At 43.4% G+C, this 26,832-nt stretch carries 27 protein-coding genes and 1 pseudogene; 16 read left to right on the top strand and 12 right to left on the bottom strand.

Going from position 1 to position 26,832, the window contains the following annotated elements; all coding sequences use genetic code 11:
• Window positions 1-139 precede the first annotated feature (139 nt).
• From MiSe_RS03210 to MiSe_RS03200, 3 genes are all read right to left on the bottom strand, one after another.
• Window positions 140-1,045 (bottom strand): formylglycine-generating enzyme family protein, encoded by a 906-nt coding sequence (locus MiSe_RS03210; protein WP_226574697.1) that lies wholly within the window; start codon window positions 1,043-1,045, stop codon window positions 140-142.
• Between the two features lie 212 nt (window positions 1,046-1,257).
• Window positions 1,258-1,824: a Uma2 family endonuclease gene (locus MiSe_RS03205; protein ID WP_226574695.1), complete on the bottom strand. Its 567-nt coding sequence runs from the start codon at window positions 1,822-1,824 to the stop codon at window positions 1,258-1,260.
• A 210-nt stretch (window positions 1,825-2,034) separates the two neighbouring features.
• On the bottom strand, window positions 2,035-2,460 hold the full coding sequence (locus MiSe_RS03200; RefSeq protein ID WP_226574693.1) for a helix-turn-helix transcriptional regulator: 426 nt from the start codon (window positions 2,458-2,460) through the stop codon (window positions 2,035-2,037).
• A 226-nt stretch (window positions 2,461-2,686) separates the two neighbouring features.
• Between MiSe_RS03200 and MiSe_RS03195 the strand changes: the two genes are divergently transcribed.
• The 10 genes from MiSe_RS03195 to MiSe_RS03150 all read left to right on the top strand — a co-directional run bounded on the left by MiSe_RS03195 (window position 2,687) and on the right by MiSe_RS03150 (window position 12,332).
• Window positions 2,687-3,331 carry a hypothetical protein gene (locus MiSe_RS03195; RefSeq protein WP_226574690.1) on the top strand — a complete coding sequence of 215 codons (645 nt, stop codon included), beginning with the start codon at window positions 2,687-2,689 and terminating at the stop codon, window positions 3,329-3,331.
• A 175-nt stretch (window positions 3,332-3,506) separates the two neighbouring features.
• Window positions 3,507-4,259 (top strand): VOC family protein, encoded by a 753-nt coding sequence (locus MiSe_RS03190; RefSeq protein ID WP_226574688.1) that lies wholly within the window; start codon window positions 3,507-3,509, stop codon window positions 4,257-4,259.
• Window positions 4,256-4,822 carry a hypothetical protein gene (locus MiSe_RS03185; RefSeq protein WP_226574686.1) on the top strand — a complete coding sequence of 189 codons (567 nt, stop codon included), beginning with the start codon at window positions 4,256-4,258 and terminating at the stop codon, window positions 4,820-4,822. Before MiSe_RS03190 ends, MiSe_RS03185 begins: the two co-directional genes overlap by 4 nt.
• A gap of 7 nt (window positions 4,823-4,829) precedes the next feature.
• Entirely contained in the window at window positions 4,830-5,420 is a 591-nt protein-coding gene (locus MiSe_RS03180) for a DJ-1/PfpI family protein (RefSeq protein WP_226574684.1), read from the top strand.
• Complete coding sequence (locus MiSe_RS03175; RefSeq protein ID WP_226574682.1) at window positions 5,417-7,225, top strand: AGE family epimerase/isomerase; 1,809 nt, start codon at window positions 5,417-5,419, stop codon at window positions 7,223-7,225. The genes MiSe_RS03180 and MiSe_RS03175 overlap by 4 nt, the downstream gene beginning before the upstream one ends.
• A 4-nt stretch (window positions 7,226-7,229) precedes the next feature.
• Window positions 7,230-7,562 carry an anti-sigma factor antagonist gene (locus tag MiSe_RS03170; protein ID WP_226574680.1) on the top strand — a complete coding sequence of 111 codons (333 nt, stop codon included), beginning with the start codon at window positions 7,230-7,232 and terminating at the stop codon, window positions 7,560-7,562.
• Window positions 7,563-7,705: 143 nt separating this feature from the next.
• Window positions 7,706-9,808, top strand: coding sequence for a glycogen debranching protein GlgX (gene glgX, locus MiSe_RS03165; protein WP_226574678.1), 2,103 nt, complete (start codon window positions 7,706-7,708; stop codon window positions 9,806-9,808).
• Window position 9,809: 1 nt separating this feature from the next.
• Window positions 9,810-10,115, top strand: a complete 306-nt coding sequence (locus MiSe_RS03160; protein WP_226574676.1) for an anti-sigma factor antagonist — start codon at window positions 9,810-9,812, stop codon at window positions 10,113-10,115.
• 157 nt (window positions 10,116-10,272) lie between these two features.
• Window positions 10,273-10,695: an ATP-binding protein gene (locus MiSe_RS03155; RefSeq protein WP_226574674.1), complete on the top strand. Its 423-nt coding sequence runs from the start codon at window positions 10,273-10,275 to the stop codon at window positions 10,693-10,695.
• Between the two features lie 2 nt (window positions 10,696-10,697).
• The gene (locus MiSe_RS03150; protein ID WP_226574672.1) at window positions 10,698-12,332 is read left to right on the top strand and encodes a PP2C family protein-serine/threonine phosphatase; all 1,635 of its coding nucleotides are present in this window, start codon (window positions 10,698-10,700) and stop codon (window positions 12,330-12,332) included.
• A gap of 115 nt (window positions 12,333-12,447) precedes the next feature.
• On the opposite strand, the gene MiSe_RS03145 is transcribed toward MiSe_RS03150, so the two are convergent.
• Complete coding sequence (locus tag MiSe_RS03145) at window positions 12,448-13,653, bottom strand: WD40 repeat domain-containing protein (RefSeq protein ID WP_226574670.1); 1,206 nt, start codon at window positions 13,651-13,653, stop codon at window positions 12,448-12,450.
• A 172-nt stretch (window positions 13,654-13,825) separates the two neighbouring features.
• On the opposite strand from MiSe_RS03145, the gene MiSe_RS03140 reads away from it, so the two are divergent.
• On the top strand, window positions 13,826-13,990 hold the full coding sequence (locus MiSe_RS03140; protein ID WP_226574668.1) for a hypothetical protein: 165 nt from the start codon (window positions 13,826-13,828) through the stop codon (window positions 13,988-13,990).
• 307 nt (window positions 13,991-14,297) lie between these two features.
• On the opposite strand, the gene MiSe_RS03135 is transcribed toward MiSe_RS03140, so the two are convergent.
• Window positions 14,298-15,437 carry a formylglycine-generating enzyme family protein gene (locus MiSe_RS03135; RefSeq protein ID WP_307731158.1) on the bottom strand — a complete coding sequence of 380 codons (1,140 nt, stop codon included), beginning with the start codon at window positions 15,435-15,437 and terminating at the stop codon, window positions 14,298-14,300.
• Between the two features lie 98 nt (window positions 15,438-15,535).
• Between MiSe_RS03135 and MiSe_RS53615 the strand changes: the two are divergent.
• A pseudogene (locus MiSe_RS53615) lies at window positions 15,536-15,655 on the top strand (type II toxin-antitoxin system Phd/YefM family antitoxin); the annotation flags it as partial.
• Between the two features lie 78 nt (window positions 15,656-15,733).
• Window positions 15,734-16,198, top strand: coding sequence for a DUF29 domain-containing protein (locus MiSe_RS03125; RefSeq protein WP_226574712.1), 465 nt, complete (start codon window positions 15,734-15,736; stop codon window positions 16,196-16,198).
• A 37-nt stretch (window positions 16,199-16,235) separates the two neighbouring features.
• Here MiSe_RS03125 and MiSe_RS03120 read toward each other — a convergent pair whose 3' ends face one another.
• From MiSe_RS03120 to MiSe_RS03095, 6 genes are all read right to left on the bottom strand, one after another.
• Entirely contained in the window at window positions 16,236-16,466 is a 231-nt protein-coding gene (locus MiSe_RS03120) for an addiction module protein (RefSeq protein WP_226574666.1), read from the bottom strand.
• A gap of 236 nt (window positions 16,467-16,702) precedes the next feature.
• The gene (locus tag MiSe_RS03115; RefSeq protein ID WP_226574665.1) at window positions 16,703-18,259 is read right to left on the bottom strand and encodes an Hsp70 family protein; all 1,557 of its coding nucleotides are present in this window, start codon (window positions 18,257-18,259) and stop codon (window positions 16,703-16,705) included.
• A gap of 80 nt (window positions 18,260-18,339) precedes the next feature.
• The gene (locus MiSe_RS03110) at window positions 18,340-18,873 is read right to left on the bottom strand and encodes a nucleotide exchange factor GrpE (protein WP_226574663.1); all 534 of its coding nucleotides are present in this window, start codon (window positions 18,871-18,873) and stop codon (window positions 18,340-18,342) included.
• Window positions 18,874-18,993: 120 nt separating this feature from the next.
• The gene (locus MiSe_RS03105) at window positions 18,994-19,212 is read right to left on the bottom strand and encodes a DUF2997 domain-containing protein (protein WP_226574661.1); all 219 of its coding nucleotides are present in this window, start codon (window positions 19,210-19,212) and stop codon (window positions 18,994-18,996) included.
• A 114-nt stretch (window positions 19,213-19,326) separates the two neighbouring features.
• Window positions 19,327-19,707: a DUF7682 family zinc-binding protein gene (locus tag MiSe_RS03100; protein ID WP_226574660.1), complete on the bottom strand. Its 381-nt coding sequence runs from the start codon at window positions 19,705-19,707 to the stop codon at window positions 19,327-19,329.
• Between the two features lie 130 nt (window positions 19,708-19,837).
• Complete coding sequence (locus MiSe_RS03095) at window positions 19,838-21,967, bottom strand: acylase (RefSeq protein ID WP_226574658.1); 2,130 nt, start codon at window positions 21,965-21,967, stop codon at window positions 19,838-19,840.
• Between the two features lie 229 nt (window positions 21,968-22,196).
• On the opposite strand from MiSe_RS03095, the gene MiSe_RS03090 reads away from it, so the two are divergent.
• Window positions 22,197-22,925, top strand: coding sequence for a glutathione S-transferase family protein (locus MiSe_RS03090; protein WP_226574710.1), 729 nt, complete (start codon window positions 22,197-22,199; stop codon window positions 22,923-22,925).
• A 126-nt stretch (window positions 22,926-23,051) separates the two neighbouring features.
• On the opposite strand, the gene MiSe_RS03085 is transcribed toward MiSe_RS03090, so the two are convergent.
• A complete protein-coding gene (locus MiSe_RS03085; RefSeq protein ID WP_226574709.1) occupies window positions 23,052-23,975 on the bottom strand; it encodes a Uma2 family endonuclease in 924 nt (307 codons plus the stop codon).
• Window positions 23,976-24,099: 124 nt separating this feature from the next.
• Here MiSe_RS03085 and MiSe_RS03080 point away from each other — a divergent pair, with 124 nt between their 5' ends.
• Window positions 24,100-25,749: a DUF655 domain-containing protein gene (locus tag MiSe_RS03080; protein WP_226574656.1), complete on the top strand. Its 1,650-nt coding sequence runs from the start codon at window positions 24,100-24,102 to the stop codon at window positions 25,747-25,749.
• Between the two features lie 29 nt (window positions 25,750-25,778).
• Complete coding sequence (locus tag MiSe_RS03075; protein WP_226574645.1) at window positions 25,779-26,765, top strand: GUN4 domain-containing protein; 987 nt, start codon at window positions 25,779-25,781, stop codon at window positions 26,763-26,765.
• The last annotated feature ends 67 nt before the right edge of the window (window positions 26,766-26,832 follow it).

Below are 26,832 nucleotides of genomic sequence, written 5' to 3'. Positions count from 1 at the left end.
CCCCGCTTTAGCCTGTTGGTTGCTACCCATCAAACTAGGGGTTACGCTTTCACTCCTGCACTTGGAGGGTAGGACTTTCACCTACAAATGTAATCAGTTGTCTAGGGTTTTACCCCAGCTAACCTCTTAGCAATTTAGGTTAAACGAATCGCACTTCACAAACGTTACCGTGCATATCGTATAACCCAAAGGCATTAGGCGGAAAACTCCCCACCGGGGTTGTTTCTTGTCGGTAAAGTCCTTTTGGCGCAGAAGCGTGGGGAAAGTTTCCGTTGTAATTGACTAAATCGGGGGTAATAGTCTCGCCAAAGTGGAAAGGTGTCGTTGTACCCGCACGACAAGCATATTCCCATTCTGCTTCGCTGGGTAGGCGATAATTTTTCCCGGTTTTTTGCGACAATTTGGCACAAAATTTGATGGCATCTTGCCAGTATACTTTTTCTACAGGTATTTTTCCACCTTTAAAATAAGGGTTATTTCCCATCACGGCTTGCCATTGTTCTTGAGTAATGGGATATTTGCCCATAAAGAAGGGCTTGACAGTGACTTGATGTTGAGGACTTTCGTTTTTAAGCCGACCCTCCTCAGTTTCCGGTGAACCCATGAGGAAAGTTCCACCTGGAATTGCAACCATTTCTATTCCAACTCCATTACCCAAATCTTCTGTAAAGTATCGGGCAGAGTGACGGCGACGGCTGTTTATTTGTCCAAAAGCATCAACTGTCACTACTTCAAATTCAAAGAAAGGGAAGCAATTATCTAACTGCTGTTTGACTCTTGGCTCCTGTCTATCTTTGAGTAAGGAATAGGCAGCAAATTGCACCTCGAATGATTCATCTTGCAAGGCTTGCAGAACTAAGTCTAATCCTTTATCTCCATACTTGAGGGCGTCAGAAAGTGCGTTTATGCGTACTTCTAAAATTGAACTGGCGAGGCGTTTTTTTACTTTCTCAATTCCGCCTAAGACAGCGGCGTAGATTGGTGGCGGGTTTTGTCCGCCCAAGACGGCATCGTATTCTCTGGGTTCATTGGGATTTTCTGACATGAGATTTTTTCCTTTATATTAACAAAACTGATGTATCTGGGGCAGAAACCCGGTTTTTTAGACAATACCTTCGCCAAAATCCGACACCCTGAAGGGCGCGGCTATACAAACTTTGGCTGCCAGAGCAGCCTGCAAGAATTTTAGCCCAGGTCGGTGGGTTTGGTTTGTGTAGCCCCATGCTTTAGAGTGCGGGCGTTTCTCATTTATTCTATTTAAGCTGCCAAAACTTGCTCAACCGTTAACGTCAATTCAGGGAAAGTTTGCGATCTAATTATTTGCTTACCTGTAAATTCTGTAACTTCATAAAAGCCTTCAACCAGTAGCAAGACAGAAACTTTAGACTGCATCGGATCGACGATCCAATATTCAGGAATTTCTCGCACGGCATATTCAGAACGTTTGTAGCGATAATCATCTTGGGAGTTTCCCGGACTGACAATTTCCACTGCCAGGATAGGCGGAACTTCTAAAACAGCAGACGACATCGTTCTAATTGATTCCCTTTGAATTTCCGAGAGAATTACTAAGTCTGGAATTCTAGATTTTGTTTCCCCCGTGCGAACGCCAACATTCCCAGGCATAGCTAGCCAATTTAAACCTATCCTTTGGATTTCTGCATTAAATTGAATGAGTAAAAACACCAGAATTAGTGCATGTAATCCGCTGGCAGGTGGCATGGGAATTAGCTCTCCATTAAACAGCTCATACTTCAGATCGGTGCCATCATGATAATTCAGATATTCTTCAAATGTGTAAAGCTTTTTCTGAGTCTGAATCATACCGATCATTTCCTCCAGCGAGTTTAGCTCAGGGGTTATGTCATTGATTATAACAACGCTCCCAAGACGGCATCGTATTCTCTGGGTTGGTTCGGGTTTTCTGGCATTGTGTTTTTTCTCTTAGGGGCGATCGCATCGCCCAAAACTTTGTATTCTATGATTCTTGTTTTGGGTAGCGATCGCAGACCTAACTAGCGCAGATACGATCTGCTAATTCCTATGTTCTCGCCATGTTTTCGGAGGTAAAGCGTGATGTTGGCGAAAATGCTTGATAAAGTGCCCCGAATCCTCGTAACCGACCGATCTAGCGATTTGATGAACGGGCAGATCGGTGTTTAATAACAAGTAGCGTGCTTGAAACATTCTGCGATCGATTAACCATTGATAAAGGGTTTTTCCTGTCAAACGACGCACCAGATTGGTGAGATAGGAAGGGGAATAGCCGAAAACCTGGGATATATCCTTTAAACCAATGTTTTGGCAGTAATTAGCGTCGATATAGCTAAAAATTTCACTTAATTGCGGGCGATCTGGGAAAGGGAAAGGGCTAGAGATTGTTTGTCTCGAAAGACACAAGCACCCTGCGGTGCGATCGAATGAGGACTTTGCTGCATCAAGATTATCTATGCTCATCATTGCGATCTTTTTATCGGTAACAAGTTGCCATAACTACTACTACGCTGAAAAAGTTGTTTTGGATTTATTGCTCGAAAAAGTTGGCAATCAACTATTTTTACTAAATCAATATTTTTTCCATTGTCATTCTGCAGGTGCAGCTTATAAGCTGAATTTTAGTTGGGGTATTTGAACTGTTCCCCCCTCCCTATGTCAGGGAAAATTTTATCATTAGGAGATAAGTTGTATGAAATTTACGACATCTTTAGGTTTGGGCAGTTTAGCCGCTACCACCGCTTTACTTTTAGTCGGAATGCCTGCTTACAGTGCTTCTTTAAGCCTAGTTCCCAGAGGGACGCAGTTAGATAGCGATCCAATTTTCGCTCGCTCGACTAATATCGGAGATGTGATTAATTTCACCTTTCGCCTCAATACTGATGGATTAACAGCCAATTTAACTAATTTAGTTTTTAGCGTTGCTCGCGATGCGGCTGAATTACCGTTAATCGGTTTAGATAATAGCAGCAGTCAGGCAGTATTTCCCAATCTAAATATTTTCACCATCGATCTTTCCGATCCCAGATCTGAGGTGAGAGGCGCAACTTTAAGTGGTTCTGGTGTTGCGCCGAATACGACAATCGATTTATTCACGACTAGCTATCGAGTCGGATCGGCTTTGATGGATGATGGTTTGTCGGATCTGAGAATTATCGAGATTCTAACCGCAACCGATGCCAATGGAAACGATGTACGTAGTGCGTTTCAAGTTGACAATTCAGGGGTTGATGTTCAGCAACCGATTCCCGAACCTTCTTTAGTCATGGGTTTAAGCGTTTTAGGCATCGGCAGGCTGGTGAATAAAGCAAAAAAGAAAAATTCTGAAACTGTCTAAATCCAAACGATGATAATCCTCGTATACAGCGGATTGCAGCCGTATAAGGTACACCTTCCTTCGCGGTGTGCGGGCAGCATTAATGCTGCCCGCACACAAAGCCTTAAGGCTGTACCTCACAAAGAATACGCTCCACTGTAAACGATCTAGACACCCAAAAAACTATCACTAGGCTATGACTACTATTCCATCCTCACACATGCTTGAATCTCAGCCTGTATCGGCTTTAAGTCAACAAATTCAAGGAGTGCATCACTTTGGTATCACCGTCGAAGATATGGGAAAAGCCTTAGAATTCTATACCGAGGTTCTGGGAGGTAAAATTATTATTCCCGAAATCGGTTTAGCCGGGTATACAATGCACAATACCCTATTTCAAAAGGAAGAAATTGAGGCAATAGAAAAGGGGGTCGATCCGAAAAGTCTTGGCGTGCCTAATCTCAGAGATGGGACGGAAAAGTTAGACCTTTATTTTATTCAGTTCGATAATGTGGTTCTGGAAATTCTTCAGTATCGAGATGCTAATGCTGCACCGAACGGAAGTAATGCTTTTCCGGCAAAACATGCCTATTCTAGTCCTGCTTTTGTCAATTCTATGCACATCTCTTTTTATCTCAAAGATGATGTAGATGTGGATAAATTTGTCAAGGATTTAGAAACAGAATGTCATAAAAGGGGGATGGATCAAGTCAAGTGTAACCGGATTGTGACAGTGCGATCGCAAGCAGAAAGGCAACAAGTTGCATCTGAATATAACTCTTGCAAACTCTACGGTGCCGATTTCGGAGACTTTGAGGGTTGGACGCTGGTTTATTGCAAAGGCCCGAATGGAGAACAGTTAGAGTTTAATCAAGTTTTAAGGAAAGCAAAAGTACTGTTTGAAAAGGCACGGCAAGATTACCAAAAATCAAGGGAATATCGGCAATGAAAAAGCGAGTTAACTACTACCAAAACTTATCGGCAGATTACTCAAGACCAGGATTAATCTCCCAGGATATGCAGGGTCAATTAATTCAATTCGCTGAAGAATTGAGCGCCAAAAAGCAAGCAGAATTGCCCAGCATCAATTCTAGTTATACTGCCGAACAAATCGAGCAAGAAAATCAAGAATGGTGGCCTACTCATTGCGAGGCTTTGAGACAAGGAAGAGGAGATATTTTAACCGGAGAATATCGCGAGGATTTGGTGTATCTATGTCAAGATGGTCGCTATTTTGGCTTGAAAGAACAACAAGAACGAGAAAAACATTGGTGGGCATTGATCGCACAACCAAACGTGACTATGTGTTGGCCCATTGTGATGTTTCATCACGAGGTCGTCTACTTTGAATGGAAATGTGTAGATGACGAAACGAATGAGACATTAGCGAAAGGAAATGTCACCTTTTTAAGGCGGGGACATCAAGGTGGAGTGTATCTGAAAACGGAACAATTAACGTTTTATCGAGATGTTTATGCGCCCGATGAGTTAGTCAATTTGATCGAGTTGTAAGGAAATAATGAACCAGGAAATCAAAGGTAAAATCGGGGTACTGATCGAGGAACATTTTGACGAAACTGAGTACCGACGGTTTAATGAATTCTTCCCTCAGTGGGGGTATGAAGTGGAATATATTTCCCATCTTTGGGGACAAGAAAAACTCACTTTCAAGGGAAACGATCGCGAAGCAGAAGTTACGGTAACAATTGACTTGCAAACGGTTAACCCCAGGGATTACAAAGGATTGATTTTAATCGGGGGTTACGCGATGGATAGACTGCGGTATCAAGTAAATCCAGAAGCGGGGAAACCCAGTCAAGCACCAGCGGTTGAATTTCTGCGCCAAGCGGTACATACAGAAGGATTGAAAATTGGCACTATCTGTCATAGTTTGTGGTTGTTTTGTGCCGATCGAACGCTTCTAAAAGGTAAAAAAGTCACCTGCGCTCATAATATTATCGCCGATGTGGAGAATGCAGGAGCGATCGCAATTTATGAAAGCGGCGAAACGATCGCAACTTATGTGGATGGAAATTTAATTTCTGCTAGACATCCAGGTGTCGTCGAAGAATTTATGACTGTGTTTTTGTCTCAGATAGAAAAATCATGAAAACACCGACTTCTGACCTAATTGCGGGGTATGTCACCTATTTTAATCCCGATGGCGATCGCTTAGGCATCAAAACCAGCGCTGGAGAAGAATTTCACGCAGTCCTCAGTCCGATGGCTTATGCCAAAATGTTACAAAATTTGGATGAAAGTTACATTGATGTTACGGGGAAAATGCGATCGCTTTTAGAATCGGGACGCTATCTTTATGCCTATGGGATTTTTTATCCTAATAGTCCCGATTTCGAGGTGAAATTCCTGGTTTTTGTCGGTTATCAAGTCGAGGGTTTTCTGTTTGAAAACCCTACCTGGTGGGTAAATCAAGTTCGTTCTTTGGCTAACTTTTATCTAAATGCCCAGTTTGGTAAAGATGGCATCGATTATCGTGACTATCGGACTCATCTTAGTCTAGCGGGAATTCGTTCTACGACCAACTACAGTCAAGAAACTGATACTATTTCTCGCTTAGTTTATGGTTTTGCTACTGCTTATTTAATGACGGGGGAAGAACCGTTTTTAGAGGCAGCGGAGAAGGGAACAGAATATCTGCGAGAACACATGAGATTTTTGGACATTGATAACGAGATTGTCTATTGGTATCACGGGATCAATGTCAAGGATAAACTCGAACAAAAAATCTTTGCTTCCGAGTTTAGCGATGATTACTATGCTATCCCTGCCTACGAACAAATATATGCCCTAGCAGGTCCGGTTCAAACCTATCGGATCGCTGGCGATTCTCGCATTCTCAACGATGCAAGATTGACGGTTAGACTATTCGATCGGTTTTTCCGCGATCGCAGCGAGTATGGGGGCTATTTCTCACATCTAGATCCCGTCACTTTAGATCCTCATAGCGAAGCATTAGGAGACAATAAAGGCAAAAAAAACTGGAATTCTATCGGAGATCATGCCCCTGCTTACCTAATCAACCTTTGGTTAGCAACGGGAGAGCAAAAGTATTTTCAAATGCTAGAAAATACTTGCGATACGATTGTGAAACGCTTTCCCGATTACGAATATAGCCCCTTCGTGCAAGAACGATTTTATGCTGATTGGTCACCGGATCGATCCTGGGGATGGCAGCAAGATCGTGCCGTGGTGGGACATAACTTGAAAATCGCTTGGAATCTGATGCGGATGTACAATATTAAACCGAAATCTGAATATTTGGAATTAGCCTGCAAAATCGCCGATCTGATGCCGGAGGTGGGAAGCGATCGCACGAGGGGAGGATGGTATGATGTCGTAGAACGTCGCTTAAAAAACAACGAATCATATTATCGTTTTGTTTGGCACGATCGCAAAGCTTGGTGGCAACAGGAACAAGCAATATTAGCCTATTACATCCTCGCAGCTTGTCTGAAAAACCCTCGATATCACCAACTAGCGCAAGAAGCTGCATCATTTTACAACGCATGGTTTCTCGACACTGAAGATGGGGGCGTTTATTTCAATGTCCTTGCGAACGGAATGCCTTATTTAGCAGGAGGAAACGAACGCAATAAAAGTTCCCATTCCATGAGTGGCTATCACTCTACAGAATTATGTTATCTGGCGGCAGTTTACACGAATTTACTGATTTATAAACAGCCGATGGACTTCTATTTTAAACCCCTAGCGGATGGATTTGACCAGCGAATTCTTCGAGTATCACCCGATATTTTACCCCCAAACAGTATCAAGATAGGAGCGTGTGAGATTGACGGAGAAAAATACACCAATTTCGCTCCCCAAGGATTAGCGATCGCTCTCCCCGACAGCAAAGACAGGGTAAAAGTTAAAGTTCAAATCGTGCCGAATTAAACCTATGGAAATCACCATCAATCCCTTAGAAACTATAACTGTTGTCTCCCTCTCAGGAGACATTACCACCAACACAGCGCCCACAATTCAAGCAAAAATTTTGCCCCTAGCAACTTCGGGTAATAAAATTCTCCTCGATATGTCACAAGTCAAGTATATGTCCAGTGCGGGTTTACGCTTTCTTCTTTCTCTCTACCGTCAAACTAGCGCTTTCGATGGAAAGTTAGTGTTAGTAGGACTATCCGAAGAAATCGCCGACACGATGGCAGTTACTGGTTTTCTCAATTTTTTTACCATCAGCGACACTCTAGATTCGGGTTTAGCCCTACTTCATTAAATAAGTAGGGGCGGGTTTTACCAACCATTGATTGGAACCAAGAAATATTTCGTTAAACCCGCCCCTACTACCAATAAATCCAATTACCAATTACCAATTACCAATTACCAATTACCAATTAGCAATAAACCCAATCTCCTACTATGGAACGCATCGATATCCATCCCACTCATCGTTATCAAACCTTCAAACTTAGACGCGGGAAACCGTTTCCTTTTGGCGTTACTTTAGTGCCATTCGGGGTGAATTTCTCGATTTTTTCTAGTTATGCCAAGTCTTGTACTCTTGTCCTGTTTGAAAAACATGCTGCCGCACCTTTCGCTGAAATTCCCTTTCCCGATGAGTTTCGTTTAGGGAATGCGTTCAGTATGGTTGTTTTCGATCTCGACTACGAAAATTTAGAGTATGGCTATCGCATGGATGGGGAATTTAACCCAGAAGCAGGACATTGGTTTGATAAAACGAAAATACTTTTAGACCCCTACGCTAAAATTATTGGCGGTCGAGATAAGTGGGGAATACCGCCTAATTGGCAGGATATTTATCAACATCGCGCGCGGATTGCTTTCGATGATTTTGATTGGGAAGATGACCGACCTTTAGAAATTCCGGCTCAAGATTTAATTATCTATGAAATGCACGTGCGCGGGTTCACTAAGCATCCTTCTTCCGGGGTGAAACATCAGGGTACGTTTGCAGGAATTCGTGAAAAAATTCCCGTTCTTAAGGAACTGGGAATTAATGGGATCGAACTGATGCCAATTTACGAATTCGATGAGTTTGAAAATTCTCGCATCCATCCCGAAACGGGAGAATTATTAGTCAATTATTGGGGATATAGTCCCGTCGGTTTTTTTGCCCCGAAAGCGGGTTACGCATCTACAGGAAAATGGGGAATGCAGGTAGATGAGTTAAAAACGCTGATTAAAGACTTGCATCGTGTCGGCATTGAAGTAATTTTAGATGTGGTTTTTAACCATACTGCTGAGGGAAACGAACGGGGTCCAACAATTTCTTTTCGCGGATTGGATAACAAAACTTACTATATGCTGACTCCCGAAGGTTATTACTTTAATTTTAGCGGCACGGGAAATACGCTCAATTGTAATAATCCGATTGTCAGAAATCTGGTTTTAGATTGTTTGCGATATTGGGCAAGTGAGTATCATATCGACGGATTTCGCTTTGATTTAGCAACTATTCTTGGTCGCGATCCTTGGGGTAAACCGCTGTCTAATCCTCCCTTATTAGAATCCCTCGCTTTCGATCCGATTCTGGCTAAATGCAAATTAATTGCTGAAGCATGGGATGCGGGGGGATTGTATCAAGTTGGATCTTTCCCCGCTTTCGGTCGTTGGTCGGAGTGGAATGGCAAATATCGCGATTGTATCCGTAAATTTTTAAAGGGAGATGAGGGATGCGTCGGAGAAATGGCGCAAAGAATCCAAGGTTCTCCCGATCTGTACGCACATTCTGGCAGACCACCGACGACTTCAATTAATTTTATTACTGCCCATGATGGTTTTACCCTTGCTGATTTGTTTTCTTATAACGATAAGCATAATCATGACAATGGAGAGCATAATCAGGACGGGGGAAATGATAATTATAGTTGGAATTGTGGGGCAGAAGGATGGACGGAAGATGCCAATATTTTAAACCTAAGACAGCGGTTGATGAAAAATGCGATCGCTATATTAACGATCTCTCAAGGTGTGCCGATGATTCTGATGGGAGATGAGATGGGACGAACCCAACAAGGAAATAATAACGCCTATTGTCATGACAACGAATTAAATTGGTTAGATTGGCAACTTCTAGACAAAAATGCTGAGTTATTCCATTTTTTTAAGACTTGTATTGCCTTTCGTCATGCCCACTCTGCGTTAAGAAATGCCGCTCATTTCCATCATACTGATAGGATGGGCAGTGGCTACGCAGATATATCATGGCATGGCACTAAAGCATGGTCTGCGGATTGGTCTAATTCTAGTCGCGTTCTCGCTTTTCTATTGTGTGGTAAACACGCGCAAGATGACTATATTTATGTAGCGATGAATATGCACTATTGTCCTCTCGATTTTGAGTTACCGGGCTTACCTTCTGGTTTACAATGGCACATTTTCGCTAATACGGGATGTCCTCATCCTCATGATATTTGGCAAGTGGGAAAAGAACCGTTATTAGAGAATCAGACGGGGATTTTAGTAGGCGATCGCTCGATTGTTATTCTAGTAGGCAAATAATATGAATCTGACAACAGAGTTAAAAATCATCGATCAAGTGGCAACGATTACCCTGACGGGCGAAATCGTGACAAATACCGCCGCAATTTTTCAAGAAACTATCGAACAAACTGCCAAACAAGCGATCCGAAAACTGATTTTAGATATGGGAAATTTATCCTATATGTCTAGTGCCGGATTGCGCGTTCTTGTATTCGCTAAACAGAAAATGGGTTCTCAGGTAGATATTGATATTACCGGGGCATCGGAAACGATCGTCTCTACTCTGAAAACAGTCGGTTTTCATCATAGTGTCAATATTGTTTAACGCAAGTTGCTAGTTATAAACTTTGGCGTTGCAAGCTTGCTAATTGCTAATTGCTAATTGCTAATCTTGGATTTTTACCAATCGATCCATTAGCCGCTCCCAGAGAGATAACTAGCAACTTGAGCTATCTAGCATTCACGCTCCAGGCATAAACACCATGCAATCTCTAATTTTATCAGCAAGCTTTGATTCTTTAGATACCCTCTCTGAGTATGTGTTAGCTGTAGCTAGCAATGCCAAGTTAGATAAAAAAGCAACTTATCGATTACGTCTCGCGGTAGATGAGATCGCCACCAATATTATTAGTTATGGCTACGAAGCGGTGGGAAAGCAAGGCGATATCCATTTAAACGTAGACATTGATGATAATGCTGTAACTATTTGTCTCGAAGATACGGGAATCCCCTACGATCCTATAGAACAAGGAACTCCTGATGATTTAGACAAACCTTTGTCAACACGAAAAATCGGAGGATTAGGAGTTTATTTAGCGATTCAAGGTGTGGATAGATTTATTTACGAGAGAGTGGGCGATCGCAATCGCAATATTTTAGTTGTTTATCGTCATCTGGCTGAATAAATATGTTAAATAAACTCGCTAAACTTCTTAAAACTCGCTTATCCAGACGGGTGGTTTTCTGGTTGTTTACCAGTGTTATCGTCATCGAAGCGATCGTTTTAGTTCCCTCTGTGCTGCGACGAGAACAAGAATTACTCGGTCAATTGAGACAAATTTCCACCGAGAAAGTTTCAATCTTGATGAAAGTTTCTCCTCCCCAAGCTTCTCCAGAAAATGTTTTAAACCTGCTGGCGAATCTGAAAGGAAGTTCTGTAATTGTCGGCGGTTCTCTTTATCAATCTAATGGTCAGAGGGTGGGAACATTTGGCGAACAGCCAGCATTAATTTTTCAAGATGTAGATGCTGCTGAAAAAAAGGATTTATTAGATTATCAACTATCTCGATATGATGTAGCGTGGACAGCTGTAGAATTGGGTAAAGATTATCTGTTGATTCTGCGCCATGATGCCACAATGGTTGCTCGAGGAGTACGCGGTTTCATTTTACGAGTTATTGGGTTAGTGATAATTATCTCTTTATTTGTCACAGCCGGAACTTGGAACGCACTCCAGCGAATCGTAATTGCTCCTATCGTTAACTTGAGAAAAGATTTAAGAAAAGCGGCTGAGTGTATTTGTTACGATCAACCCAATCCTCAGTTTGATTCTAATTTCTTCAAGCGCAATGATGAATTAGGAGAAGTAATTTTTACTTTTCAGGAAATGTATCAACAAATTTATCAGGCAATTGACCAGCGAAAGCAAGCAGAATTTGCTCTAAAAAATAGCTACGATCAAATAGAAATTTACTCAAAAACTCTCAACTTAGAATTGGAAAAAGGAAGACAAATTCAGCTTAACTTTTTACCAAGCAGTGACGAGCTAAAACAAATTTATCTTAAATCAGGTTGGGAATTTTCCGCCTTCTTTAAACCAGCTAGACAAGTGGCGGGGGATTTCTATGATATTTTTGAATTATCGAATAATGCCATAGGAATTGCGATCGCTGATGTCTGTGATAAGGGAGTAGGAGCCGCTTTATTTATGGCACTATTTCGCAGTCTCATCCGCATCTTTTCTCAAGAAACAAAATTGCGAGGAACGGCATCTAATTTATTAGAAATGTATCAACCTAAAGCCGGATGGATCGGTTCTTCTAGTACAGTTAATCTAGCTCATTTAAATGCGTTACAATCTGTGAATTTAACTAATGATTATGTTGCCCGTCATCACGGTTCTTTAGGCATGTTCGCCACCTTATTTTTTGGCGTACTCGATCCACAAACGGGACTATTAACCTATATTAACGCGGGACATGAACCAGTTTTTATCCTCAATCCGCAGGCGGGAATCCGAGAGATATTAACTTCTACCAGTCCAGCGATCGGGATTTTATCTAATGCTAAATTTAGCATTAGTCAAGTCTATCTCCAACCCAATGAAATTTTGTTCGGTTTTACCGATGGAGTGACGGATGCGCGGGATTGTCAAAACTCATTTTTTACGATTGAAAAGTTACGTCATTTGCTTCAGTTTTGCCCCCCGAAAGCTTCCGATATTGTAGACTATATTAGTCTGAATGTCTTATCCCATACTCAAGGGGCGGAGCAATTTGATGATATTACTCTTTTAGCGGTTCAACATTCTGTTTTAGAGTAAATGGAAATTATATGCGCTCGCATCTTTATTATCACCCAACAATGGGGGCGGGTTTATTCAGATTGTTTGTTTTTTTCATAGTCTTCTGGTAAAACCCACCCCGACAAATCAAAAATTATCGCGCCCCCCACACTCTGATTGTTTTATCCCAACTGCTGCTAACAATCTTCTCTCCATCTGGAGTCATAGCAACCGAGGATATGCCATTAAAATGTCCTTCTAAAACGTGCAATTGCGTCCCGGTCTTGAAATGCCATATCCTAATAGTTTGATCTAAATTTCCCCCGCCGCTCACCAGGGTGTTTCCATCTCGACTAATAGCAATTGAGGTTACTTCATCCCAATGTCCTTCTAGGGTATTTAATAATTCTCCTGTCTGTAAGTTCCACAGTTTTATTGTTTTATCTTGCGCGCCGCTAAAGAGAGTTTTTCCATCGGGAATAATTGCCAAACACTTTACCCATTCTGAATGTCCTTCAAGGGTATGCAATAATTCCCCAGTCGCCATATCCCAAATTTTGATTGTTTCGTCGGCGCTACCTGTGGCTAACATCTTTCCATCTGGTGTTATGGCAATGGATTTAATCCCATGTTTATGGGCGGTCAAGCTGCGAAAATTTGCCTGTTTTTCTAAGTTATACAATCCAATCGTTCCGTCTTCATTACCTGCTATCAGAGTCTTTGCTTCGGGTGCAATGCAGATACAATTCACACCGGCTTCACTCGCTGCAAATGTATGCAACAATCCATCTCCCAAGGCTTTACTTGATTGCAAATTCCAGACTTTTATGGTATTATCCCAACTGCAACTAAAAATGGTTTGTCCCGACTCACTAATCGCGACAGATTTGACGCCATCGGTATGTCCGGAGAGGGTGCGAATAACTCTGCCGGTGTGGAGCGATCGCACAACAATTTTCTTATCGCTTCCCCCACTCACCAGATATTGTCCATCGGCACTAATCGCCACAGAATAAGTTGTCGCACCTGCCATAGAATGTTTGTGCAAACATTCAAATAATTGATAGGGATTGTATTCTTGTAATGCCCGTTTTAAAGTCAATTCTTCACAGTCTTGAATCAGCAAGTAAGCCGTTTTACTCACTTGCCAAGATTCATCTTTGAGGGATTGAAAGATTAAATCTATCCCCGCTTGTCCATATTTCAGCGCTTCTGAAAGTGCTGTTACTCGTTGAGCGACGTGTTGACTGGTTAAACGCCGCTTCACGCCTGCAACGCCTCCCAAAACGGCAGCATTGATGGGAGTTGGCGTGTGTCCCCCTAAAACGACATCGTAGGATCTTGGCTGATTTTGTGCCATTGCAGCAATTAAAGTGGATGGCCTTTTGTATTATAGTTGTAGTGATCGAGGTTGGGGGATGCTTTGGCTTAGCCTGTCTTAGACATTCGCTGCGGTGGTTTACACTGGTAGAGTGTGGTGTCTCAAACAATGGAAACGCGATCGCCTAACTTAATAACGTGGGAGTTCAATTATGGTAACAGTCTACTTGAAAGGTGGTAAAACAGTAGAGGTCAGCCTAGAAAACCTGAAAGATTACCTGGATAAAAATCGCTCGCGCATTGAAACGAGGCGAGTAAAGCTAGGCAGACCGCGAATCAAGAAGGTCGCAACTACTACTGACATTAGCAGTAAATAATCGCGATCGCGCCCCGTTTTTCTGCTGCATTTTAGAAAACTATACCTAAACCCATTTCTTTCTCGGAAAACGATTTGAATAATTTGAGTTTAGGGACTTCAAAAACTCAATTGTTTCTACCTTGATTTCTTTTCGTTGCCAAACCCACGATTTTTCCGAGAACACGGGTTTCTTTGCGTCAATCCTGTTGTAGAAAGCTGATTCAACAGAGGATATTGCTGCCAATTTCCCAAAAATTTTTGAGCCGCCGCAGGCGGCAAGGGAAAAGAAAAGAGGGAAAAGGGCAAAAGGGCAAGAGGATAAAGGGCTAATGAGTCCACGCCGCAGCACAGACAACCCGAAAATCGTGGTTGAAGCTGTGACTGTTGCCCGCAAGATCGGCGTTGCGAATCGCCGAACGGCAGTACTTAGGAGGTTGGCTCCACGAACCACCGCGCAGCAGCCGATATGTATCATTTCTGCCTAATTCCCAAACACTTCCATTTGAAGGTGCGCCATCGTAATTGTCGTGCCAATGATCGGCACACCATTCGTTCACATTGCCGTGCATATCGTACAAGCCAAAAGCATTGGGGGGAAAAATTCCTACCTCTGTTGTTTGAGAGCAGCGATTCCCCGTTGGTTCAGAGGCGTAAGTATGTCCACTGTAGTTAGCCAAATCAGTAGTAATTGTCTCACCAAAGTGGAAAGGTGTAGTTGTTCCCGCACGACAAGCATATTCCCATTCGGCTTCCGAAGGCAGTCGATAAATCTTGCCAGTTTTTTTAGCAAGTCTGGCACAAAACTCTTGTGCTTCGTTCCAAGATATATGCTCTAAAGGTAGATTTTTGCCTTTGAAGTAGGATGGATCGGGATTTAGGTTAATGTTGATTTGGGGGAAGGCTGCTACAGCCTTCCACTGAGCTTGAGTAACAAGAAACTTCCCCATAAAAAATGTATCCACAGTGACTTGATGTTGGGGACTTTCGTTGTCATCCCGACCTTTCTCAGTTGCCGGTGAACCCATTAGGAATGTCCCGCCGGGAATCAATACCATTTCTAGGCTGACTCCATCCCCCAAATCTTCTGTAAAGTATTGGGCATAGTGACGGCGACGACTGTTTATTTTTCCAAAAGCATCAACTGTCACTACTTCAAAATCAAACAAAGGGAGAATCTTGTCTAACTGCTGCTTGACTGTTGGTTCCTGTCTGTCTTTGAGTAAGGAATAGGCAGCAAATTTCATCTGCATTGATTCATCTTGCAAAGCTTGCAGTACTAAATTTAAGCCTTTCTCTCCATACTTGAGCGCGTCAGAAAGTGCGGCGATGCGGACTTCTACAACTGGACTGGCGAGGCGTTTTTTTACTCCCTCAATTCCGCCTAAGACAGCGGCGTAGATGGGGGGTGAGTTTTGTCCGCCCAGGACGGCATCATATTCTTTGGGTTGATTGGGATTTTCTGCCATTGTGCCTTGACCTCTACACTCTTACCATTATGGTATGTTTCAGACAAGGGTATTCGATTGTGCCAGCATAGTAGTATCGTCAAAGTCGGAGCGATTATATGTACACTGTAGAACTCCCAGAACTACAGGCAGACTTGACCGAATTGCTGCGTCGAGTGTTGTCAGGAGAAGAAGTAATTATTTCTCAAGGAGGGACTCCTATTGCCCGTATAGTGCCAATTGTCGATCGCTCATTACCGAGAATTCCAGGGTTAGATCGCGGTAAAGTAGTAATTTCTCCTGACTTTAACGAGCCTATACCTAATTCTTCTGGACTTTATGAAATTGACTTTTATGCCTGGACGCAGGAACAGGTAAAATTTCTTCAAGATCGTGCGTGGGAGCGCTTAGATATCTCAAATTTGGTTGAGGAGATTGAATCTTTGGGCAAGCAACAGCGACAGGAACTGAGGAATCGTTTGGGAGTTTTGCTAGGACATTTGTTGAAGTGGGAGTTTCAACCCGAAAACCGCTCTAAAAGTTGGGTTGCTACCATTCGGGAGCAACGCTATCAAATTTCAGATTTGTTGGAAGAAAGTCCTAGCTTGAAGCCTTATTTACCCGAAGCATTGGAAAAAGCTTATCAGTACGGGCTAGCTTTAGCTGTACGCGAAACTTCTTTAAGCTATAAAGATTTTCCGCAAGAGTGTGTTTATGAGGTAGAGCAAGTATTGAATTCCTCATTTTTTCCAGGTCAATCGCTTGAATCAGATCCAATTTAATCAATACTGCTTCTCCTGAATTTTAGCTAATTTACTGTTACTGACCCCTAGAGCGTAATTTTTGAAATACTTGTTCGCCTCGAATTAACCCAACAGTACCTTGCTCAATTTCTTGAATTCTTCTCTCTGCTTCTTCTGCCCAAAGTGCATCAATTTCAGCTTGCTGTGCCGAATCTAGACTTTTGAGTAAGTGTTCGGCTAGCATGGCGCGTAACCCTGCGGGTAAGGACAAGGCTACTCTGAAAATCTCATCGTATAAGGTCGTCATATTTTTTATCCTCCAAAGTACAAGTACTGCCTTTCCTGAATTTTAGCTAATTTACTGGAGTTTAGCGATCGCTATCAGAAATCTCTCGTTGATTGCTAGCATCCGCCAGGGAATCAATTCCCTGGCTAATAGCTGAAGTCCTCTCAAGAGGACTTGATAACTCTTCAATACATTTTAATGGATTTTCGCTATTAGCCCGGAAATTTATTTCCGGGCGGGCTGGGGATTTAACAATCTTACTGGAGTTTAGCGATCGCTCCCCTTTCCACTAACACTTTCCCCGTCAGCAAATCTTTGACTGTCGCCAATAATATCCGCCCTTCATTCACTTCAAAAGATACCTCAACTCGATCGATTCCAGTTCTTCCAGGCGGATCTAAATGTGCCACGCAAACTTGTTCGTGATGGCTTTCTAATGACCGATATTGCGATTGATGTTGCAAGTGACTGCTGGTCATTCGCCCTCTCGCATCAAAGGTGACTTCTGCTTGGGATATATCTGCAACTTCCCCAATATCTAAACGAATTTCTCGCTGTCCATCAATGGCTGTTTGCAATGTCAGCGATTCATCCGATTTGCAGGGATATTTACTACCTTTTTCAAATAATGGCAAATAGGAATAAGTTTTAATTTGCGGTTCCCACAAACGAATTGCATATCCGTGGCGCAAGTAATCTTCTACTTCTACTATTTGAGGTAAGGTTAACGCACCGTGAGCGATCGCTTCAAATGGTTTGCCAACTTGTACGCGCGATTTACCAAAGTATGATATAATCAACTGCTGCACGGCGGGTATTAAACAACTACCCCCCACCATTGCGACTAATTCTATATCCGATTTAGCCACGCCTTTACTGTAAGCGATCGCCAACACTTCATCTAAAGCTTCCCGCAGTTGTGCTAATAATTGCTGATTTTCTAATATTTCTTCTAATTCATCGCGATTTAAACTCAAATCGTGGGCAATAAAATTCTCGTCATCAAACCAACTTTCCTGCGCTTCTGGTGCATTTGAAAGTTGAATCTTCAATCTTTCGGCAATTTCTAATAAATTCTGCCAGCCGATTTCTTTGATTTCTTCTCGCGATGAATCAATTTTCCGCAAATAATGTTCGACTATCCAAGCATCAATATCAACTCCGCCGATGTAAGCATCTGATTTAGCAATTACTTCGGCTTTTAATACTTTTTTCCCACCACTTGCGGCGGCGGTGCGAACTAAGCTTAAATCCAAAGTTCCGCCGCCAAAATCTACGACTAAAACTAGAGAACCGGGTCTTTTGACCGCATAACCTAACGCGGCGGCGGTGGATTCATCGACGATTTGAACTTCGGGAACTCCTAATCTTTCTCCTACGTCGCGGAACCAGTCTAAATATCGCTCAAAAGCACCAACTGGAACGGTAAATATTACCCGATCTGGGTTAATTTGTGCCGATGATAGCTGCTGCCAAATTTCTTTTAAAAACAGTTCCGATACATATTCTGCCGAGTAACTATTGCCATCAATTTGACGAGGTGGCGGCTGAAAATCGGCAGCTAAATCGCGTTTAAAGGATTGAAAAAAACGCTCAGGTTGACTAGAGGAGAGACGTTGCGATCGCACCATCTCCCCAAACGCAATTCGGTCTTTCTGGACATACACTAAAGTCGGCACAACCGATACCGAACCACCCGGCGTTTCAAACAACCGCGAAATCTCATTAAATCTCAACGTCCGTGGCGTCTGCGTCACCGGATCTAACGTAGAAACAACCGTGTTGCTAGTCCCAAAATCAATGGCAATAATCATTGGGTAATTGGTAATTGCTAATTGCTAATTGCTAATTGCTAATTGGATAATTCTCTCCCGCTCCCCTGCTCACCTGCTTATTATTTAGAGGGAATAGGTAAAGTGCGGCTAACTTTGGCGGGGGAAAGGATGCGCGAATTGTCTCTATACCCGACAAACCGGACATAAACTAACTCCCCTTCCGTCATATCATCGGTATCAGCTTGATGCAGTTGGGGATTATATGGCACTTGTTCCCAAGGCGAACCAATCGGTTCATATCCCCAACTTTTCAACATATTATCCAATGGAATAAACAGCGAAATTAGATTTTTAGCTGGTAAATCTGGTTTCGCTTTCACCATTTGACGAACGCTGGGATAGTTCGTCAATAGGCTTTGTAATTGCGAGAAGGTATTATTCTGTAAATCGGCAGTCACTTGGCTTGATTGCTGCTGCAATTGTTCCCGAAGTCGCAAGCATTCTTGCCGCAATTCTTCGATTTCTTTTGCAGTAGCAGGATCTTTTTTATCGCTATCCTCAACGTCGTTCTGAGAACCAAAGAAGCTGAAGCCTAGCAAAATAATAACCAACCACAGAACCAAACCAAACCAGAATAAATTGGTGTCATCCATATTAGGTAATTGCTAATTGCTAATTGCTAATTGGTAAAGAGGTAGTGGGTAACGGGTAATTATTTACCTCTGACCCATTACCCTCGTTCCCTGGATCCTGCCTGGGAACGCCATTACCCATTACCCATTACCCATTTTCTGCGATTGGTTTTGATCGATCGTCACGTTTTCTTCATCTTGATAGTATTCTGGGAGCAGTTCTTGAGATTCTACTTCACCCAGTGCTTGTTCGAGTCCGGCAGTATTGGCAGTACAACTCTCACCCACACCGTTAAGTACGGTTTCTACAATTTTGCCGTCTTTGCCGATACGATATTCAACCTTTTGATACTGAGCCATAAAAAATATAATGTCTGAGTCCATTCAAATGTAACATGATTGTAGTCAAGCTGGCTCGTTTTCAGCCACACTTTACTACAATCTCAAATCTAAAATCTAAAATCTAAAATTGCCCTATCCTCCTGGTTTGCGGACATTATAATCTTCGTGGGACAAGACCTGGCAGGGAACCAGGACGCTCCCGCAGTCGCGACAGATCATGCGGTAATTACGGGTAATGGGAATGCTGATGACAAAGCGATCGTGTCGCAGTCGCTTGCCACCAAATTCTGTATAATGCCTTTGGTTCTGCAACGCAGCAATTACCACGCGAGCCTTGACGACTACGTGGTTGGGCAAATCCCTTAGATCGATCGGATCTGCTGCGAAAGTAGCTTCCCACTCTAGTTTTTGCTGTTTTTTTTGGTCCCGTTCTACCTGTTGTTGGACACAAAGATGGCAAACTTGCCCGTATCCTTTGTGACCGCACAGGAACGTCTTTTTTCTTCTAGGCATAACACATGCGGTGTGAATTCAAAAGGACACACCCATAGGGCTATTGCCTTAAAGACCCTGGCGGTCTATAAGGCACAAAAGCCACGAATAATAGCTTTTATTCTAAATATTTTAAATCTTCGAGAATCGTTTACATTCCCAGACTGGAGAAAACTTGGCGAGACTCCAAGTGAGCAACAATTTCTTGTCGCGATCGCCACACAAATCTTAACTCCTTACGCGCAGCAAGTTCCAACTGATCGCCTATATGGGGCGATCCGGGTTGGGTAGCATTGCCGTAAGTGTTGAGTATTTTACCCTTTATCGGGTTGGAAAATTCAATCGCCGCAATATAACTATCGCCAAAAACCGCTCGAAACCGCCCATCGGCCATTGGCTCAAACTCGATTATACGGAAAATACCCAGTTGATCAGAACCGCCGTTAGCGGGTAAATCTACTTTACCCCGGATCAGCCGCATCACGTTACCCCAAGGCACATCTAACGCGCCGTAGGCAGTTTGAAGTTTTGTTGCGGCAGCTTCTAGGGCAACGGCAGCAGCGCCTGGATCGGCTAAACTTTTTGGGGTGGTAAGGGGGTTGCTTTGATTCCAGGGCGTGGCGAACATTCCAGATAAGTTACCCCGCTGAGATTTTATTTCCTCTACCCATAACTGGAAAAGCAACGTACCGCGACTGTCGGCGTCGGCGAAACGATCCCATTTTGCCAATACATTTGCTGCTTGACGCGCTAAGGGACTGCCGTATTTTCTAGCAGCAGCAATTAAATCATCGAGGATGCGATCGCTTAATTCCAAGCGGGTGGAATATTTATCCTCGATTAGTTTATCAAACGAGATCCGGGCGCTTTCCTGTAACATTCGTACCGAACGCTGCTCCCGCAAACTCATAAACTGGGGTGCTATATAAGGCGGAAAATCTTTCGGATCTAGTTTTTGGGGAAATGTCGAACTCCAGGGCGGATCGTTACAATTTTGCACCCATCCGCCAGCAGGGTCAATAACTTTCGGCAATTCGCTAAACGGATGTATTTTTTGCCACAAAGTTTCACTGGTATCGCCGGGGATAATACCCTGCCAATAATTAAAATCTCCTTGGTTTCGCACGGGTACATATCCGTTAAATAGATAAAGGATATGACCGTCGCGATCGCCGTAAATTACATTAAAAAATGGCAGTTGGTGTCGTTGGAGTGCTGCTTGAAATTCCTTGAGGTTTTTTGCCTTGGCAGTATTCCACAATTGCTCTACAATCCCGTAGGCGGGGAATCGATCCACGCCGACGATGCGGATAGCGATCGCACTTCCATCTTTTTCTAGCACCGGACCATGTATAGACCGCCGTACTACTAGCAATTCTTCCTTAAAAGTACCGTCTTCTTGTCTAACTTTTATCGTTCGTTTAGAAGTTTCAAACTCACGCACTTGTCCGTCAAACCGATATCCCCCATCAGCTAAACTAAGTTTGTACAAGTCGCATCCATCTATAGTATTATTTGTATGAGTCCAACCCAGATAATCGTTAAAAGCAATTCCCAAAACTGGAAACCCGACTAAAGTTGCACCGTAGGCATCGATTTCTGGTGACTTTAATTGTGCCTCAAACCAAGTTTGACCGCCAGACCATGCTAGGTGGGGATTTGCCAGTAACATGGCGTGTTTGGTAGTAGAGTGAGAGGGAGAGATCGCCCACCCATTCGATCCCATTCCTGCCCATGTTTCCAAGTTAGCAACTTGTCCGCATCCTCCAGTTTGGGCGATAAAACTAAAAAACCCTAATTGAATATAAGCGAGAACGTCAGTTGCCGATATTGGTAAAACAACTTTCAATTCATCGGCTATTTTATCCGGATTTTGTGTAACATAGTCGTTCATCCCCGCCACAAAAGCATCAAGATAGCGGCGGAAATCGGGATTTTGTTTTTGATACCATTCTGGTGCAGAATCTGCAAAACCCATTATTTTAACTAACTTATCCCCATCGAGGTAATTTTTTCCCCAGTACTCGGCGGCGCGTCCCCGTGCCGTACCGTAGAGGCGTAAAATTAAGTTACCGTGATTTTGCATTTGCGCCCAACCAAAACCACGAGCGAGACTTTCCCTATCTTGAGCAAAAATATGAGGAACGCCCCAAGTATCCCAAAGAATTTCGTTGCTTTCTATCCCTGGGATACCGATGGTGCGAATAGCGATAAAACAAGCCAGAAACAGACCTAGCAGCGATAGGAAAAGGCGGAATAGTTTAGGATGGAGGGTAAGCACAACAGTTCGTAGTAAGGACTTTAGTTTTTTCGACTCCGGGTGGGCATCTTTAATTTTAGCCGCTCCGGAACATCAGGACTGAAGTCCTTACTACAAACTTGGCAAGGACTGAAGTCCTTACTACAAACTTGGCAAGGACTGAAGTCCTTACTACAAACTTGGCAAGGACTGAAGTCCTTACTACAAACTTGGAAGAGGAAAACCTGACTACTTAAAACGATTGACTTTGATGATTACCTTATACACCACACCATCCTTTTGGGGAATACCAAGTATTAGCCCCGCCTGTGCCAAGCTGGAAACCTGGCTTCGCATGGCAAAAATTCCTCACAAAACTGATATAACAGCAAATATAGCAACAGCCCCAAAGGGCAAAATTCCCTTCGTTGAATATCAAGGAAAACTTGTCGGCGATTCGACTTTAATCATCGAGATGTTCAAGGAAAAAGAAGGGATATATCTCGATTCATGTTTAACATCTACTGAGCGATCAATCTCGCTTGCTTTCCGCCGAATGCTCAAAGAAAACACTTACTATGGAGGAGTCTACATTCGCTACTTTGTGGAAGAAAACTGGCTAGTTTATAAAGAAGTGCTAGCTGGTATGCTAGGAACTGAAGCGCCGCCAGAAGGATGGGAGCCATTCCTCGAAGAATTGCGCGAAAATCTCCGCAATCAAATGTACGTTCAGGGTATGGGGCGTCACAGCAGTGAGGAAATCTACCAAATTATTACTGCCGATCTTCAAGCACTGTCGGATTTTTTGGCTGATAAACCGTTTTTTATGGGAGATAAACCCACGACTTTAGATGCAACTGCCTATGGGTATATAGGTAATTTTATTAAGCCGCCCTTTGCTAGTCCAATTGTTGATTATGCACTGAAACTGGAGAATCTCTGTCAGCATTGCGATCGCATGAATCAGCAATTTTTCAGCGACACTGAATTATCCGGTTAATCAACCTTAAGGTTTCGTTTGTCAAGCGCGCAGCATTAATGCTGCCGCTACACAAACGAAGATGTACCTCATCCAGCTGCAATCCGCTGTACCGGCGATATACCGGAGGCATATCGCACTCTTTTTTCAACCCCCACCCTGCAAAAATTGCTCCGGATCGATCCCGGCATCTCGCAGATTTTGCATCAGCAAGTCTAATCTAGATTCAGCTTGTTCTGCTCTAGATTCAGCTTGTTCTGCACGCTGTCTTTCTTGTTCAGCACGCTGTCTTTCTTGTTCGGCACGCTGTCTTTCTTGTTCGGCACGCTGTCCTTCTTGTTCGGCATCAGTGAGAATCCAGTTGCATTGAACATCATACCAACGCAACCACAATCGCTCAATTCCTTGAAACTCCCCTTGCCACAAACCTAGACCCAACTCTAATTCAGGAATCCACACTCGCGATTCGTGTAACTCTAGTTCTTGATATTGCGCTCCCACTATTTTAAAGGCGCGTAACCGATCGGTGTAGCGACTAAAAACAAAATAATAAGGAATGCGTAAAATTTGCTCGTAAACTTCCCATTTTCGGGGTGGTTTATTTTCAGTTTCTGTTTGAATTGCTTGTCCGTTACCAGCAACAGAAGATTCAGGTGGCAGTTTTTCCGTCTCGGTTTCCCCTAAATCTTCTTTCTCTGTCCCTGGCGAAAGCAACTCCACAACTACAAAAGGATTAACACCTTCTTGCCAAATCACGTAACTCAGGCGCAAATCAACTTCATCATAAAATCGAGGGACACCCACTACCCCAAACCAATCCGGTCGCTTGTACCATAGAGGATGGCGTACATCATAGTATAAATTAATGTCACTGCCGCAAAAGACTCGCGACGCCGGATATTGTGGCGGACGGAAAGTTTGGCTTAATAATTGCGGTTGAAAGTCGTGAAATTCGTCTGGCAAACCGGGTTCCTCCGGGTTTTCGCTAGGAAGATCGTACATCGTCGGTAGTGTTTCCCTCGGCGATAAGGGGGGTTCACTTTGAGGCACGGGATATTTGGCGGGAAACATAGGATTTAAGGATGTTACTGGATCTATATTAACGTCTGATTTTGTCCAGGGTTGGTGAATTTTAACTTGCCGTTTGGGAATTATGAATCTGTCAATCAAATTTGCATCATCCCACGACATGCCAATGTTTTCTCTATCTTCTTGCTTGCGACTTGGCGGCATTGTTTTATTAGCACTTACGACTACTGCTTGTCAACAAGTCCAATCCCAAAATACGCGACCTCAACCTTTACCTCAAGATGCTTTTGTTGAAGTTTATTTTAACCATTCCCAGGCGGCGGAATATATCGAACCATTACGCAATCAAAGGCGCGATGGGGATAATTTAGAGCAGATTATTGTGGATGCGATCGCCTCCGCCAATTCCACCATAGACATCGCCGTTCAAGAATTCCGCTTACCCCAAATTGCCAAAGCATTAGCCGAGCGGAAAAAAGCCGGGGTTAAAGTTAGGATAATCTTGGAAAATAACTATAGCCGACCTTTCAGTAGTTTGACGGCGACTGAGGTGGAAAAATTGCCGGAGAGGGAACGCGATCGCTACCAAGAATTCCGCCAATTAATAGACCGCGATCGCGATAATAATATCACTCCCGATGAAATCAACAATCGAGACGCCCTAGTCATCTTAAAAAAAGCCGGTATCCCGATAATCGATGACACTGCGGATGGTTCCAAAGGCAGCAGTTTAATGCACCACAAATTTGTTATCGTCGATGGCGTAAAAGTTATCGTTACTTCGGCTAATTTTACTACTTCTGACATTCACGGCGACTTTAAAAATACCAGCAGTTTGGGCAATGCCAACAACTTGTTGAAAATTACCAGCTCCGAATTAGCCGCCTTATTTACTCAAGAGTTTAACATCATGTGGGGCGATGGGCCGGGAGGCAAACCCGATAGTCAATTTGGCGTCAAAAAACCTGATCGACCAGCGCAACAAATCCAACTGGGAGATACAACCGTTTCCCTGCAATTTTCTCCCACTTCTTTAAGGCTAGGTTGGGATGAAAGCAGTAACGGTTTAATCGGCAAAACCTTAAAAACAGCTACCACTACAATCGATCTGGCATTGTTCGTTTTTTCAGAACAGAATCTGGTCAATATTTTAGAAACAAGTCATCAGCAGGGAGTCCAAGTACGCGCTTTAATCGACCCGGATTTCGCCTATCGCAGCTACAGCGAAGCGTTAGATATGATGGGAGTTGCTTTTGCTAATAAATGCAAGTACGAACCCCATAATCGTCCTTGGGGAAATCCCATTTCTACCGTCGGCGTTCCTCAGTTATTAAAAGGTGATTTATTACATCATAAATTTGGCCTAATTGATGATATAATTGTGATAACGGGTTCCCACAACTGGTCATTAGCAGCCGATCGGAATAATGACGAGACAGTTTTAGTAATTCAAAGTCAGACAGTCGCGGCTCATTTTAAGCGGGAATTCGAGCGACTTTATGGAAATGCCGTCTTGGGTGTACCCGATTGGATGCAGCGGAAAATTAAAGTGCAACAGCAACAATGTCCGCAGATAATAACAGCATCTCCCAACCAAAGTCAAAACCTGTCCCCGCAAAGTCAAGAACAAAAAGTTAATCTGAATACAGCAAGTATTGCCGAATTAGAATCCTTACCGGGAGTGGGGGCGAAATTAGCACGGGAAATTATTCAAGCAAGACAGCAGAAACCTTTTACTTCTTTAGAAGACCTTGACAAAGTACCGGGAGTTGGGTCTAGTAAACTAGAAAAGTTGCGCGATCGCGTAACTTGGTAACGCTCTCGACTCGCCATTAAACATCACCCATGAAACTCCCTATCGCGATTAACAGTGCCATAATCGCGGGGACGGTATTGCTGTATGCTTGCACTGTCACCCAGCAAGCACCACCGACCTCGCTACCTCCATCCCCACTCACCCCCGCTGCACCTCCACCTTCACCCGTTACTTTAGCTTCCCCACCGCCAACATCCCCTGAAACTGACTTCTTCCAGGAAGCAGAAAATAAAGCCATCAGTGCTAAAAATATCGCCCAAATTGCCCAAACTAAAGAAGACTGGACCCTAGTAGCGACTCGGTGGCAACAAGCAATAGACTTAATCAAAGCAGTGCCAAGATCTAACCCCAAGTATGCACTTGCTCAAAAACAACTTGCCGCATACCAAACCGGGTTAAACAATGCCGAAAAGCAGCTAAAACTTCCCGCGCTAACTGGTTCTAAACTAGCCGATAACCAAGCTCCAAGTAACGAATCACCCGGACAAGTTTATACAATAGATACCCAAGCAAAACCAACCCCAAACGATACGCCAGACTTAAGCAAACTGCGTAACTTACTCTTAGCCAAAAAGTGGAAAGAAGCAGACGAGGAAACCTTTGCCGCTATCGCGCGTCACCCTTGTCCAACTGGAGAAAAACCAGAATGCCTCGCGCCGACTTTACGCGCCATCGACCAATTATGGGTGCAATACTCCAAGGGAAAGTTTGGTTTGAGCGTGCAAAAACAACTTTACGAGAAAACCACATTACCCGATGAATTGTTTAAGCAGATAAATTGGAAACTCAGCGATAAACAAAACCCAAATGCCATCTCTGGAATCACCTATCAAACCAATGCTCCCGCCGGACACTTACCGTTTAAATTTTTAGATTATATGTGGACAAATGCGGGTGCTTGCGGGTTAGACATAACATACTCTTTGTTAGATTATTCACCCGAAGAAAATTTCATCCCGCCAGCATCTTGTAGTGACAAATCTTTCTCCTTTCCCAAGCAGCAGAGGAGCAGGTGAGCGGGTGAGCGGGTGAGCAGGGGAGATGGGGAGCACCCGGAGCACCCGGAGCAGGGGAGATGGGGAG

This window comes from Microseira wollei NIES-4236 (assembly GCF_020521235.1).
GTDB classification, from domain to species: domain Bacteria; phylum Cyanobacteriota; class Cyanobacteriia; order Cyanobacteriales; family Aerosakkonemataceae; genus Microseira; species Microseira wollei.
Note: the sequence above shows the minus strand (reverse complement) of the source record. Positions and strands in the feature narration are given on the sequence as shown.